The sequence below is a fragment of the Algoriphagus sp. NBT04N3 genome (assembly GCF_019443765.1).
In the GTDB taxonomy this organism is placed as follows: domain Bacteria; phylum Bacteroidota; class Bacteroidia; order Cytophagales; family Cyclobacteriaceae; genus Algoriphagus; species Algoriphagus ornithinivorans.
Genome location: NZ_CP048415.1, coordinates 4476318 through 4490690, shown reverse-complemented (window position 1 = coordinate 4490690; position 14373 = coordinate 4476318). Strand labels below are relative to the sequence as shown.

Below are 14373 nucleotides of genomic sequence, written 5' to 3'. Positions count from 1 at the left end.
TCTACGCTATGTCAGAAAGTAAATCGGGAGAACTGAAACGAGAACTGGGTTTGATGGGCGTCATCACCAATGTTTTAAGTATTTCCATAGGCAGTGGGATATTTCTTTTGCCCGCTCTGGTCTATGTAATTTTGGGCCCTTCCAGTATCCTGGCCTACATTTTTTGTGGGCTGATATTTCTCTGCTTAGGACTATGTTTCGGCGAGCTGAGTAGCAGAATTCCCGACACCGGTGGGATGTACGTGTATATCCAAAGAGCATTCGGACCCATGGCAGGTTTTGTTTCTAACATTCTCTATTGGCTGGGAGTAGGTGTCTTGGCTTGTGGTGCCTTGATGAATGCTTTGGCAGACATAGCAGGAACCTATTTTCCCGTTTTCCAGCTGACTTGGGTTAGAATCACTTTTTTTGGAGCCATTATCATTTTCAGCTGCTTTCTTAATATCAAAGGAATCAAAGACAGTATGCTTTTCATCAAAGTTTTGACTTGGACCAAAGTCCTTTCATTAATGTTATTGGTGATTTTTGGTTTTACAAGAATTGACCCTGCCAATATCGCTTGGCAGGGATTCCCGGAATTCGGGAAAATCGGAGAGGCTTCCATTTTATTGATTTTTGCTTTCCTGGGCGGAGAGCTAGCCTTGGCTTCAGGAGGGGAAATGAAAAATCCCAGCCGAACAGGCCCTTTAGGTTTCATTATAGGTGTAGTCTTGGTGATTCTTGCATTTTGTGCCATCCATCTTGCCGCACAAGGTGTATTGGGCACTTCCATGCTAAGCAACCAGGAGGCTCCTTTGGCTGAACTGGCAAAAGCGCTTTTCGGTGAAGTAGGCTTTTTAATAGTCTTAGCCCTTTCTTTTATTGCTGTTTGGAGTACGCTCAGCTCTATTTTGACATTGCTTCCTAGAGTTCTTTATGCAGGAGCCAAAGACGGCTTATTACCCGATGTCTTTTCCAAGATTCACCCAACTTATAGAAGCCCTTTTGTGGCGATAGTTTTTCTGGGTTTTCTGGAGTTTGGGTTTGCTGCTTCGGGGAGCTTTAGATACTTGCTGGTATTAGTGACAGGAGCTTCCTTACTTATCTATTTTGGGGCAGTTTTGGCTTTTCTCAAACTTCGATGGAATAGCAAAAATCAAGACCCGAAAATTTTCAAGGTTCCCGGAGGAAATCTGATTGGCCTTATCACACTTATAGCTTTGGCTTGGGTGTTCTTTCAATTAACTAACAAAGAGCTACTGGCACTGGGGATATTTATCCTAGTTTTAATTTTACTCTATATTCCTGTTGCTATTTTTAAGAATAAAAAATTGAGAACTATCAAAAAGAACATATAAAATCAAGATGGGACAAAGGCAACCAGCAGGGATGTATTAAATCCATGCGAAGATTCCATTTGTCCTAAAAATTTAAATTATAAACACATGAAAAAAATACTCTTACTCTGGATTATTTGTCTGGGAATGATTGCCCAAGTAGAGGCTCAGGTAAAGACAGCCCTTCAGCCACTGGACCTTTTCGATATGGAATATGTCACTGAGCCCAGCATATCACCGGATGGAAGCAAAGTGGTATATGTCCGTAATTTTAAGGATATCATGACTGACAGAGACTATTCAAATCTCTGGATTGTCAATAGCGATGGAAGTCAGAACCGTCCCATCACTCAGGGAAATCAGCGGGACTACGCTCCTGTATGGTCTCATGATGGAACCAAGCTTGCATTTCTTTCAAATCAACAAGATGACAAGACCAAGCTTTTCGTCCATTACTTTGATACCCAAACCTCCGTTGCCCTGACCAATTCGGCTGTTCCTCCGGGCTCTGTCTCTTGGTCTTACGACAATCAGAGTTTGGCCTTCACCCAATTTGTGCCTTCCACTCCAAAATCGCTACTCAACATCCCATCAAAACCTACAGGAGCGGACTGGAATGCAGCCCCTATCTACATTGACGAGATGGTCTACAGGAGAGATGGAGCTGGCTATGTAAAACCTGGAAACAGACAGATTTTCACCATTGGTTTAGCCGGTGGCACTGCCAGACAATGGACTTCGGATGACCACAATTATGGAAGCCCGGTGTGGTCAAAGGATGGAAAATCTTTGTTCTTCTCCGCCAATCTTAGAGAGAATGCAGAGTTTGAACCAGCTAATTCAGAAATCTATCAACTGAACTTAACTGATGGAAGTATCAAAGCATTGACTAACCGATTTGGTCCTGACTCTGGCCCGGTGCTTTCTCCTGATGGGAAAAAGATTGCCTACACAGGGAACAATGACACTTTTCAGGGATATCAGGTCACTCACCTATACGTGATGAATACTGATGGCAGCGGTGTGAAAAATTTAACGGAAGACCTGGATAGGGATGCCTCCAATCCTCAATGGGATGCCAATGGACAAGGCATCTATTTTCAATATGATGAGTTTGGCGATACCAAAGTGGGTTATGTAGCCCTGACCGGCAAAGTAAGAACCATAGTTGATGGGCTGGGAGGATTGGATTTGGGAAGACCCTACAATTCGGGAACTTATTCTGTTTCTGCCAACAATAAAATTGCATTCACAGAAGGAGGTCCAGAACACCCGGCAGATTTAGCCATTTGGAGCAATGGAACTAAAACAAGGGTTACTCGCCTGAATGACGACCTTTTCTCCTACAGGAAAATCGGAAAAACTGAAGAGTTATGGTGGGAATCCAGTTTTGATGGTAAAAGAATCCAGGGCTGGATTGTAACGCCTCCGGATTTTGATCCTTCCAAAAAGTACCCTTTCATCCTGGAAATTCACGGAGGTCCATTTGCCATGTACGGACCGTCTTTTGCGTATGAAATTCAAGCTTATGCGGCTGCGGGATATGTGGTGCTCTATACCAATCCTAGAGGGAGTACGGGATATGGTCAGGAATTTGGCAATTCTATTCACCATGATTACCCAAATCACGACTACGAAGACTTGATGTCAGGCGTAGATGCTGTTATAGAAAAAGGCTATATCGATACGGACAATTTATTTGTGACAGGGGGCTCTGGCGGTGGTGTCTTGACTGCTTGGATCATTGGAAAAACCGACCGATTTAAAGCTGCCGTCGTCGCGAAGCCTGTAATCAATTGGTACAGCTTTGTATTGCATGCAGATAATCCAGTATTCTTCACCAAATACTGGTTTGGAGCAAAACCATGGGAAGATGTAGAATACTATCACCGACGATCACCAATCTCTTTGGTGGGAAATGTAAAAACTCCAACCATGCTGTTAACGGGAGAGAACGACTATAGAACTCCTATCTCTGAGTCTGAGCAATATTATGCGGCACTCAAGCTTCAGGGTGTAGAGTCTGCTATGGTTAGAATTCCCAATGCCTCTCATGGCTTAGTCAATAGACCAAGTATGCTATTAGGTAAGAATGCAGCGATTTTGAGTTGGTTTAATCATTACAGAGACAAGAAATGAAACTTGTTTTCGGGATCATATTAATACTATTGCCTATATGCTCTATTGCGCAAGAATCTGAAGAATCGCAGATTCTTGCGCTCAGGGCAAAATCCAATGCAGCCCTAGGCGCTTTTGATGAGGAGCTCAATGCTACTTTTTTGACGGACGATATTTTGATTACCACTGGGGCGGGAACTTTGATTTCGGGAAAAACTAAGCTTTTGGAATATATCAGGAAAGCAAGTGGCCCAAGGATGTATTGGATAAGAACTCCCGATGAAATCATCGTCAACCCTGAAACTCAACTTGCTTGGGAAAGTGGAACATGGAAAGGATTTGCGGAAGGTTCGGGAGAATCTATCGTAGGAGGAAATTATGCAGCCCAATGGACCAAAAAGTCCGGGCAATGGTTGATTCAGTCAGAATTGTTTGTGGCTTTACCTGACATCGAATAGAATATTATCATTTTCCTTTAGGAATAAGGACTCCTTACTAAAAGTGTCATATTCTGAAAACCAGATAATTACCCGTAAAAAATAATAGGCTAACTAAAGAAAATGACTATTTTTAGTTAGTTCTAATTGTTTGATGGTATGGTTTTTTGTTTTTTACTCAACCTAATTCTATTTATTGGCCCCAAAGACTCCCTCATTACGGTGACTAGCTCCATGATGGACCGGGATTTAATTAGTTTAGGCAGCTTAGAAGATTGGAAGTTCCAAGGAGGAGATAATTTAGAATGGGCAAATCCATCCTATGATGATAGTGATTGGACCCGCTTTTCCCCTTCAGGTCTTTCAGAACCTATACCAGATTCATTATGGAATAATTATGGTTGGTTTAGGCTAAGCTTTAAGGCAGATTCCAGTATCTACGAGCAACCTTGGAATTTATACTTTTACACTTGGGGGGCGGCAGAAGTATACCTAGACGGGAAATTAGTTCACACCTATGGAAAATTCTCTTCCACTCCTGAGGAGGAGAAGACTTTTATGCCAATTAGCAAACTCCATAGGCCAATTCAGATTCTACCAAAAGAAAAACACTTATTGGCTGTCAGGTTTTCTTACCATAATGGGAAAGTATATAAAAAATATTTAGATATTTTAAGTGGAAGTTTTGGTTTTGGTATTGGAATAACAGGAAATCAAATAAACGATCTAATAACAAAGGATGAGAACAACAATAAAATTGTAACTTATTCGGCAATCTCAATGTTATTGATTATATTTATACTTTTATCCTTTTTCATTTATTTAGACCCGAAAGACAACACATATTATTATGTAAATTTTATAATACTATTTTGGATATTTCATTCAATCACTCCATTTATTTTTAAGCTAAATGACTTTAGTATTTTTTCTTATATATTAATTGGCATTTATTATGCAATTCTCACTTCAGGGCTGGCAATTTCTTTTTATCCCTTCGCTATCAGCTCTATTTTTAATCTAAAGCCCTCTAAAACATTTACTTATTTACCGTACTTTGTACCAATATTGGCAATATCTACAATCATTTGGCCTTTCACATATTCTCTTTTATTCCGAGGCCTATTTTTAATACTGGTAATAGTATTTACTGTTAAAATTCTCATTAAGGTAAAAAATGAAAAGCAAAAGGGTGTTGGAATTGCAACTTTTGGTTTTTTAGGATCTCTAATAGGTATTTTGATTGCAGTGTTCTTCGAAAATTTCTTCAATATACCAAATACAATTTTTTCAATTTTTAGAGTAATGACATATGTCTTTATCCCACTTGGAATGGCATTACTAATTGGATACAGATTTTTTCTCTTAAATATTAACTTAGAGAATCAAGTTGTAGAGAGAACCGCCGAACTTAACCAATCTCTAGAAAATTTAAAGTCCACTCAAGCCCAACTGATCCAATCAGAAAAAATGGCTAGCTTAGGAGAATTGACGGCAGGAATCGCACATGAAATTCAAAATCCTTTAAACTTTGTCAACAACTTTTCAGAAGTTAGCGAAGAGCTAATTGACGAACTTCAAGAAGAGATAGAGAATGGGGAGTTTGATGAGGTCAAACTTATTGCTTCAGATTTGAAAGAAAATCTTTCTAAAATAAACCATCATGGCAAAAGAGCCGGTGCAATTGTAAAAGGAATGCTTGAACATAGTCGTAGCAATTCCAGAGAAAAGTCAGAAACAGATATCAATGCGTTGGCAGAGGAATACCTTAAATTGAGCTATCATGGTCTAAGAGCCAAAGACAAAAGCTTTGAAGCATATTTCAAAACTGATTTAGATCCTGATTTACCTAAAATAAAAGTAGTAACTCAAGATTTGGGAAGAGTATTTTTAAATCTTATCAACAATGCATTCTATGCAGTCAATGAAAAAGCAAAACTGGGCAGTAACGGCTATCAACCTGAAGTCATCGTCTCCTCCAAAAAGAATGAAAATGGAGTGGAAATTTCAGTCAAAGACAATGGAAATGGAATACCGGATGCCATTAAAGAAAAAATCTTCCAACCTTTCTTCACTACCAAGCCAACAGGCTCAGGAACTGGTTTAGGGCTTTCTCTTTCTTACGATATTATCAAAGCGCATGGAGGGGAGTTGAGAGTCATAAGCGAAGAAGGAAAAGGAACGGAAATGAAAATTACACTTCCTATCCACAAGGATTCATGATCTCATTTTTCCGAAAAATCCGCCAGAAACTCTTAACCCAAAATAGGGTCACAAGATACCTAATCTATGCCTTTGGTGAGATATTCTTAGTGGTCATCGGGATTTTGATCGCGCTTCAGGTTAACAATTGGAAAGAAAAAAGGAAGAACTTGAAATCCTAAAAGAGTGCAAATCAGAGTTAATGACGGATCTGAAGGAAATCAATCTAAACATTTAGGAATTAAGATAAAGCCAGAGTTAGTTAAATCTAATCATTGATTGATTGGCAAACGATGCCACCAATCATGGTTCACTTGCCTCCTATTTTTATAACACACTTCTTCCTATTCATTTTGTCCACTCAATTAGTTTCTTTGAAACGGCCAAGCCAAAAGAATTAGATATAATCTCCAATTCCGATCTTCGGAAGCAATTGATTTCTTTATATGATTCTCAATATGACGGTTTCTTGTAGGTAGAAAATGAGAAATTAGAGAACTAGTCGCATTTGGACAGTCTGCATGGAAGTTTAAGAGCCTTCTCCATAAACCAAGCTCCCTTCATTTCTATAACTAGCTTAGAATTCCTAAGCCATCCAGACCTATAATTAGTTCTTCATCTCAATAATTCTTCCTGGAGTCCAAGGGGCTTGATTTGCATCGAGTTCCGTATTGATCGCTGGTACATTTACCTCTACCAATTCCTTTAAGCTTGCGATGACCGGGCTCAAATATTTTTCAGCTATTCTTTTCACCTCTTTCGAAGTTGTCGTGGGATCCGTCAAACTTGTGGATCCAGCATAAATGGCTGTATTCACCCGGCTTATCAGTGATGGCGCCTGATCGATTTCAAGTTGGTTTTTGATTGGGTCTCCAAACATGGTCAACTCAATCTCATCCAAGGTATTTTCCATGGCATTAATTTTTTCGTCCAGCGAAGCGCTTTTCACCACTCTTGCAGCTGCCTGAAAATATTTCAAAGCTTCCCGCAGTTGATTGTAAGAATTTCTAGCTCCGTTTGCCGATTTGGATAGTTCCATCAACTGCTGATGAAAAGCCAGCATAGCGGCTGGATCTGAGATAGGGACCGATTGGTTATCCAATGTTTTTACCTCGAATGGAACTGCTGCAGTGAGAGGAGTTATTTCTCCATCGATACTCTTGGCCAGCTCCACAGTATAGCTCCCAGGAAGCACCATTATTCCCGAAGAAAGATTCTTCATCGGATCTGCGAGACTGGTATTCACTTGATCGATTGCAGGATATGTTAAATCCCAGTATACCCGATTGATGCCATCTGATGGACTACTTCTAATCTCATTGACCACCTCACCATTCACATCTTTGATGGTAAAAATCAGAAAAGGTTTTTCTTCCTCTTTCTCAGCTTGAAGTTGCTCGTAGCTCGGATAATAAACAGTTTCTCCAGCTTTTCTTTTCTCCCCTTCAGTTTTCTTTCGCTCACTTTCAAGGGTAGGATATTTCTCTTTTAGAAAATAGGTGAATGCTGCTCCAAATGGCGGATTTTCACCCAAGTAATAGGTTTCTCCCTGAAATCCTTTTGGGCCCAACCAAGAGATGGTTTTACTTGCAGCGATCGGACTGTAAGACTCATATTGCAAAGCTTCAGAAACAGGGAAAATATGCGCTTCTTTTTCCAAAAGTTCATTGGACAATTCTCGTAGTGCTGAATAATCATCAAGGATATAAAATCCCCTTCCAAATGTACCCAGCACCAAGTCTTTTTCTCTTTCCTGAATATTGATATCCCGTACCGCGATGGTGGGCAGTCCTTTTGATAGTTTTTGCCAATATTGGCCCCCATCAAGCGTAGTAAAACATCCAAACTCAGTCCCAACAAATAACAAGTTTGCTACCTCTGGGTCTTCTGCTATTGCATAAACTGATCCCCTCTCGGGCAGATTTGCTTTGATGGCTGTCCAGCTTTTTCCCATATCTGTGCTTTTCAAAAGATAGGGTTTAAAATCGCCTCGTTTGTGATTATTAAATGCCGCATACACAGTGTTCTTATCATGAGCAGAGGCGATGATTTCATTTACATAAGTCATGTCAGGCACGCCTGGGAATGAATTGTAGCGCGTCCAACTTTCCCCTCCATTTGTTGTCACATGAATGAGTCCATCATCAGTTCCAGCATACAGTAGATTTTCATCTATTGGAGATTCTGCGATTGCCACGATATTCCCAAAAGGCGTGGTGGATTCATTTTTTGCCACGGCATCCATGGGCCAAACCTTCCCCATCACTTCTAGCTTATTTCGATCTATCCCTCTTGTCAGGTCACCGCTCACTTCGCGCCAGCTTTCACCCATATCATCACTTCGATGCACTCGATCGGAAGCATAGTACAAGCGCTTGTGGTCATGACTGCTTACAAGCAAAGGTGAATCCCAATTCCAGTTGTAGGAATAATCTCCATCCAATGGCTGTGGGACAATATTCTTTGTCTGACCTGTTTTTCGGTCAAATCTGGCCAAATTCCCATACTGTGATTGACTATAAATAATATCTGGATTTTCAGGATCCACATGGGGTTCGAAACCATCACCCAGTGTGGTCACAAACCAGTTGCGATTGCTGATTCCAGTCGTCTCAGTTGTCTGCGAAGGTCCCCCAAAGGAAAAATTATCCTGAGTACCTCCATAAACATAATAGAAGGGGTAGTCATTACTGACTCCTAACTTATAAAATTGAGTGACGGGAAGATTTGGGAAGAAGCGCCAAGTTTTCCCTCTATCCCAGGATTCATAAACTCCCCCATCATTTCCATTGAGTAAATAGTTTGGATTCTTAGGATCAATCCAAAGCGCATGATTATCGATGTGCTTATTCTGCTCACCTACATTATTGAAAATCTTCCCTCCATCTTCAGAAACGGCCGCGTAGGTATTCATCACATAGACCAGGTCTACATCTACCGGATCAGCGATCACCTCCTGATAATAATTTCCACTGGATGAATAGTCACTTTGTCTGACCCAGGATTCTCCAAGATCTGTGGATTTGTAAAACCCACCTTTATCCTCTTGCGCTTCTACCACTGCGTAGATCACGTCCGGATTAGCAGGAGAAATATCCAGCCCAATTCGGCCTAAATCACCACTCGGAAGTCCTTTGACAATCTTCCGAAAACTCTTTCCACCATCGGTAGATTTGTAAACAGAGGATTCAGGCCCTCCACTGATGTATGTAAATACATGTCTTCTTCTTTGGTGCGCTACAGCATAAATCACATTGGGATTTCTTGGGTCGAGGTGGACTTCATGGATACCGGTATGCTCACTGATATCAAGAATCTTAGTCCAGTTGTCTCCCCCATCTGTTGTTTTGTATAGTCCTCTATCTCCTCCAGCACTCCAAAGTGGGCCCGTTGCCGCTACATACACCACATCTGAATTGTACGGATCAATGGCAATCATCCCAATATGCTCAGATTCTTTGAGCCCTTTATGCTCCCAGCTTTTTCCTCCATCCATACTTTTGTAAACTCCATCTCCATAGGCCACACTTCGCTGGTTATTATTTTCACCAGTGCCTACCCAGATGACGTTATGGTTATTTGGATCCATCTCCACCACCCCGATCGAGTAAGACCCTTGCGAATCAAATACCGGCTCAAAATTGAGCCCTTTATTGGTGGTTTTCCAAACTCCGCCTGCAGCAACCCCCACATAAAATTCACTTGGATTATCTGGATTAACCGCAAAATCTGCTATCCTGCCAGAAGTGAATGCAGGCCCGATAGATCGAAAAGAAAGACTATTCCAAGCCGTCTCATAAATGGCAGGTTTTCCCTCTTCCTTTTTTTGAGCCTCAGCAAAAAAAGTTAAGCCGGTTAACAAAACTAACAACAGTTGAAAAGCGATGATTTTTTGTAGCATGGGAAGTTTCTTAGGTTGATAGCGAGGAATTTAGAAAAAATCTAAGAAAATAACTGGATTACTTCCTGAAAAGGCCTTATTGATACAAACAGAAGTTCTAGCCAAATGCAATGATATTTACATCAAATCCAGAAATGGATATCAGATAGTATTGCCAAAAAACTGCGAGAAATCCATCAAATATGATACGACAAAATCTGTAGTAGGAATCTTTAGCCAAGACGAAAGCTTAAAAAAAGATTTACGATCCCTCATTGGAAATGAGACCGGCAAGGTCAATAATCTTATGACAATAAAAACACAATTGAACGACCTTGTCGAACTACTTCAAAACTTGGTTTTAGAATAATATTTTTTAAATCTCCATGAACAGGTTAAAATCAGCAAAATCTTTGGCTGAAGCATTTTCTATGACCTAGTTTAAAGGCCAAGTATTTTGCAAAGGCTTGAGCTAATCGGAAAAGAATCTATTTCCTTCGGAAACTTTTTATCCACATTCATCCCGATCTAATTACTCTCCTTACCCTGAAAAATTATCTTAATCAAAGAGTGGAATTTCGAGAACATTGGAAAAACAGAAAACTGATAAAAGATAATGTAAATTTCTACTCACTTAGATATTTAGTTAAAGTTGAACTTATTTAGCTTCCCATAGAAATTTCAAATACAAATTATTGCATTTAACAGCAGTTTTTGTATTTTAGGAAGAATAAAATCAATGGAGAGTAAATTTCTCACTGAAAGAATTTTTGACTTATCGGCTTTTACTTATAGCGTTCTATCCTGAAAAATCCCACACGGGGATTTGACAAGTTTGCAATTGAAATTAGATCTAATGGATTGAAAAATCAGGCCAGAACTGTTCACAGTGACAATATTTAAACTTTATTAATCTTTTAATTTTCATTTTATGCCTGATTCAAACACTTTCGACCCCAATGCAATGAACGTGGGGAAATACCTAGCCTACAGACTCCACCAGTTGGGCGTAAACCAATTATTTTCGGTTCCGGGAGATTATACCAGTGACCTTTTAGAAATCATCGACACCTACAAAACCCCCAAGGGTGATCGGTATCTCAACCGAATTGGAAATTGCAATGAGCTCAATGCAGGGTATGCAGCAGATGGCTATGCGAGAGCCAATGGACTTGGAGCTGTCGCAGTGACTACCGGAGTCGGATCCTTCAGTTTGCTGAATGCAATAGGAGGCTCTTTCGTAGAGAGCATTCCTGTAGTAGCAATTATCGGAACGCTGAGTAACACCAAGCTCATGGATGAAATCAATGCAGGTGAACTCTACCATCACAATGTCAGCACCGAGGATACTAATCGCACCGTGTACTCTCCAGTCACGGTAGCATTTGAGCGAATATCCAACCCTCTGAAGGCAGCCTCTCAGATTGATTCGGCTATCATAGCCTGCATCAGTGAAAACAAACCAGTAGCAATCGAAATCATGGAGGATTGTTATTACATGCCTTGTGCCGAACCAAAAGGAACATTAAGTCCGGTAAATGGATATGAGTCTTTACCTATTCTTCAAAGCATGGCGGCACCACCAACTTCAAATAAATATGCTGGTCAGATTGTGAGTGCTATAGAAAATGCAGCTAATGCAGTTTATGCGAAAATATCAACAGGAAAGCCGCTATTTTGGATAGGAAAAGAGATCTCAACCAAGAGACTGCAGTCTAAATTCATTACCCTACAACAAGCCATTGGAGCTCCTTATGTCACGTCCTTCTTGGGCAAGGCAGTGGTTTCGGAGGATAATCCTTGGTTTCTGGGGATGCATGACGGGGTTTTTACGACTGAACACACCAATTTCTACTTGCAGCAATCCACTGCCATTATCGGATTAGGTGTATGGAATACAGACTTGAATACCTTTGGGTCCAAAAGCCCCGAAACAGGAAATATTTCTCCGGTATTCGCCTCACGAGATATGGTGAAAGATGGGGAAAACCTCTACGTACAAGTCACGCTGGAACAGGTGATGGATGCTGTAATTGCATTGGTCCAAAAAAACAAATATAAATCTAAATGGGAGCAACCAAGCCCTCCGCCACTTCCAACCATCCCTGCACCAAAAACTCAAATCACTTACGATTCATTCTTTGCAGTACTCGATCAACATGTCGATGAAAACCACCTGATCGTGGCAGATATCGGTCTCTCCTCATTCGGAGGGTCCTCTTCGCTAAAAATCAATAGGCAGGATGGATTTCTAGCTCAAAACATCTGGGCATCCATCGGATGGAGTGTACCTGCAGGCCTAGGGGCATCTTTCCGAGATAATCTACGAACATTTGTGATAGTGGGTGATGGTGCTTTCAAATTGACCTGTCAGGCCGTTTCTACCATGGTACAAGAAGGTCGAAATACCGTCGTATTTGTACTGAATAATAAGGTCTATGGAGTGGAACAAATGCTTTTGGACTCGGACCCTTACAAGAAGGACTCCTCTGCACCATTTGAAGAAGCCAATATCCTTCAGGAATGGGATTATATAAACCTCATGAAAGGCTTTTCAAATAATGCGGGGAAAGCTAAAAGCGCAGTAGTCAATACCATAGGTGATTTGCAGTCCCTATTGGAAAATATAGCTAGTGATACAGCCTCTACCTATCTAGTGAGCATCAATCTCGACGAGCGAGACTACCCTTCAGCTTGGAAGCTTTTTGTATACAAATAAATCTTAAACTCTAATTCTTTTTATCATGAGTACCAAATCAAAAAAAACAAGTAACTCCACTGAAGTCCTAATTGTCGGAGCTGGAATGAGCGGACTTTTCACAGCTTGGCGTTTACTGAAAGAAAAACCAACAACCAAGGTGACCATTTTGGAAAAAATGGGACAAGTAGGCGGAAGGCTTGAAACAACTTTTGTGGATATCAAGGGGCATGACGGAAAAACCTACAAAGTACACGATGAAGAGGGAGGAATGCGCTTTGTCCCCAGAGGAAAAGGGATGGAGCATCTATGGGGATTAATTGATGCTATCAATGAAGAAAACAAGAAATATCCGGAGGCACAGCTAAATACGGTAGATTTCGTGATGGGAGATGACAACAACCGCTACTACGTACGAGGAAAGTCTTTCTCTCAAGCCGAGGCTAAAAAAGGTAATCAGGCTATTTGGGCTACCTTATTCAATTTGGCACCCAATGAACAAGGCAAAGATCCTTCGGATATTTTGAAGGAAGTCATGAATGATATTCAGGACCAAAACAGCATCAAACGTCCCTCCTCTCCTGCTGAATGGGCGCACTTCCGAAACAACTGTACTTATAAAAATTTTGAAGGAAAGGCTATTCCAATCAATAAGTGGGGATTTTGGAGTATTCTCCGCAATTATGGCCTCACGGAAGAATGTATTGAAATGCTGAGTCACGTAGTTGGGTTTATGGGACCTTTTCAAGACTACATCAATGCAGGAGAAGGACTTCAGATTTTATTTGATTTTCCAGATCCTAAAAACGCTCATTTTCAAACGCTCGAAAAAGGATTTCAATCCTTGCCCAATGCCTTGGCTGCCTTAATCAAGGGCGCTGGTGGAAGCATCCATTTGAAGGAAACTGTCAAATCTGTCACCAAAACTGATTCTGGATACAGTATCGATACCTCTCACGGATCATACACAGCTTCTAAGGTGATTCTTGCCATTCCAAAAAAGCCTCTTAAGGAATTGATCAAAGTCTCGCCGATTCTATCAGGAAATGAAAAGTTTATGAGTGCAGTCAATAGTGTTCAAAACATGGAATTGACCAAGGTAGGGCTCTATTTCAAGGAGCGATGGTGGCATCAAGCTCAGAAAATAAACCTAACGAATGGGCCTAATTTCACAGATCTTCCACTGGGCTCTGTTTACAGCTTTTCACAGTTTCCTGCAGACTCGATTGCGGACAACAATTACAATGGCCCTGCTGCTTTGACTCAATACACAGACTACATCCGAGGAAACTTCTGGAAGGAAATGCAAAATGTAGGCGAAAGCTATCAGTCTGAGGAATTCCCAAAGAACCCTCCTGGTACAACTGCCTGCTCTACATCCTTGGTCAATGAAATCATGCGGCAAATCAAATTACTCTTCGGATTGGATGAGGATGCCTATGTGCCCAAGCCAGTATTGACTACCTATCGAGTTTGGGGTCAAGCACCGTATGGTTTTGGCTATCACCAGTACAAGCTCAATATCGATGATCTCAAAGATGTCTACCCCCATATTACGTCACCAGCTAAGGACTTATTTGTATGTAATGAATCCTGGTCTCCCGAGCAGGGATGGGTAGAAGGGGCACTCATCATGAGTGACTATGTCCTACAGCAAGAAGCATTTGGGCTTCCAGCCTTTGCTACGGATTCTTTCGCCCGCACTATCAAATCATAAAATCT

The 14373-nt window shown here is 40.9% G+C and carries 7 protein-coding genes; 6 read left to right on the top strand and 1 reads right to left on the bottom strand.

From position 1 onward, the window contains the following. Positions 1-8 precede the first annotated feature (8 nt). The 4 genes from GYM62_RS19490 to GYM62_RS19475 all read left to right on the top strand — a co-directional run bounded on the left by GYM62_RS19490 (position 9) and on the right by GYM62_RS19475 (position 6094). A complete protein-coding gene (locus tag GYM62_RS19490) occupies positions 9-1337 on the top strand; it encodes an APC family permease (protein ID WP_219957632.1) in 1329 nt (442 codons plus the stop codon). Between the two features lie 87 nt (positions 1338-1424). Then, a complete protein-coding gene (locus GYM62_RS19485; RefSeq protein WP_219957631.1) occupies positions 1425-3455 on the top strand; it encodes a S9 family peptidase in 2031 nt (676 codons plus the stop codon). Beyond that, on the top strand, positions 3452-3892 hold the full coding sequence (locus GYM62_RS19480; RefSeq protein ID WP_219957630.1) for a nuclear transport factor 2 family protein: 441 nt from the start codon (positions 3452-3454) through the stop codon (positions 3890-3892). The genes GYM62_RS19485 and GYM62_RS19480 overlap by 4 nt, the downstream gene beginning before the upstream one ends. Positions 3893-4429: 537 nt before the next feature. Then, positions 4430-6094: a sensor histidine kinase gene (locus tag GYM62_RS19475; RefSeq protein ID WP_255590446.1), complete on the top strand. Its 1665-nt coding sequence runs from the start codon at positions 4430-4432 to the stop codon at positions 6092-6094. 586 nt (positions 6095-6680) lie between these two features. On the opposite strand, the gene GYM62_RS19470 is transcribed toward GYM62_RS19475, so the two are convergent. After that, the gene (locus GYM62_RS19470) at positions 6681-9974 is read right to left on the bottom strand and encodes a glycosyl hydrolase (RefSeq protein WP_219957629.1); all 3294 of its coding nucleotides are present in this window, start codon (positions 9972-9974) and stop codon (positions 6681-6683) included. Positions 9975-10884: 910 nt separating this feature from the next. Here GYM62_RS19470 and GYM62_RS19465 point away from each other — a divergent pair. After that, positions 10885-12672: a thiamine pyrophosphate-binding protein gene (locus GYM62_RS19465; RefSeq protein WP_219957628.1), complete on the top strand. Its 1788-nt coding sequence runs from the start codon at positions 10885-10887 to the stop codon at positions 12670-12672. Between the two features lie 25 nt (positions 12673-12697). Next, positions 12698-14368: an FAD-dependent oxidoreductase gene (locus tag GYM62_RS19460; RefSeq protein ID WP_219957627.1), complete on the top strand. Its 1671-nt coding sequence runs from the start codon at positions 12698-12700 to the stop codon at positions 14366-14368. The last annotated feature ends 5 nt before the right edge of the window (positions 14369-14373 follow it).

What these genes read in the sequence shown, in the direction of transcription:
- GYM62_RS19490 (WP_219957632.1), top strand. Translation starts at nt 9, where the DNA reads ATGTCAGAAAGTAAATCGGGAGAACTGAAACGAGAACTGGGTTTGATG.
- GYM62_RS19485 (WP_219957631.1), top strand. Translation starts at nt 1,425, where the DNA reads ATGAAAAAAATACTCTTACTCTGGATTATTTGTCTGGGAATGATTGCC.
- GYM62_RS19480 (WP_219957630.1), top strand. Translation starts at nt 3,452, where the DNA reads ATGAAACTTGTTTTCGGGATCATATTAATACTATTGCCTATATGCTCT.
- GYM62_RS19475 (WP_255590446.1), top strand. Translation starts at nt 4,430, where the DNA reads ATGCCAATTAGCAAACTCCATAGGCCAATTCAGATTCTACCAAAAGAA.
- GYM62_RS19470 (WP_219957629.1), bottom strand. Translation starts at nt 9,974, where the DNA reads ATGCTACAAAAAATCATCGCTTTTCAACTGTTGTTAGTTTTGTTAACC.
- GYM62_RS19465 (WP_219957628.1), top strand. Translation starts at nt 10,885, where the DNA reads ATGCCTGATTCAAACACTTTCGACCCCAATGCAATGAACGTGGGGAAA.
- GYM62_RS19460 (WP_219957627.1), top strand. Translation starts at nt 12,698, where the DNA reads ATGAGTACCAAATCAAAAAAAACAAGTAACTCCACTGAAGTCCTAATT.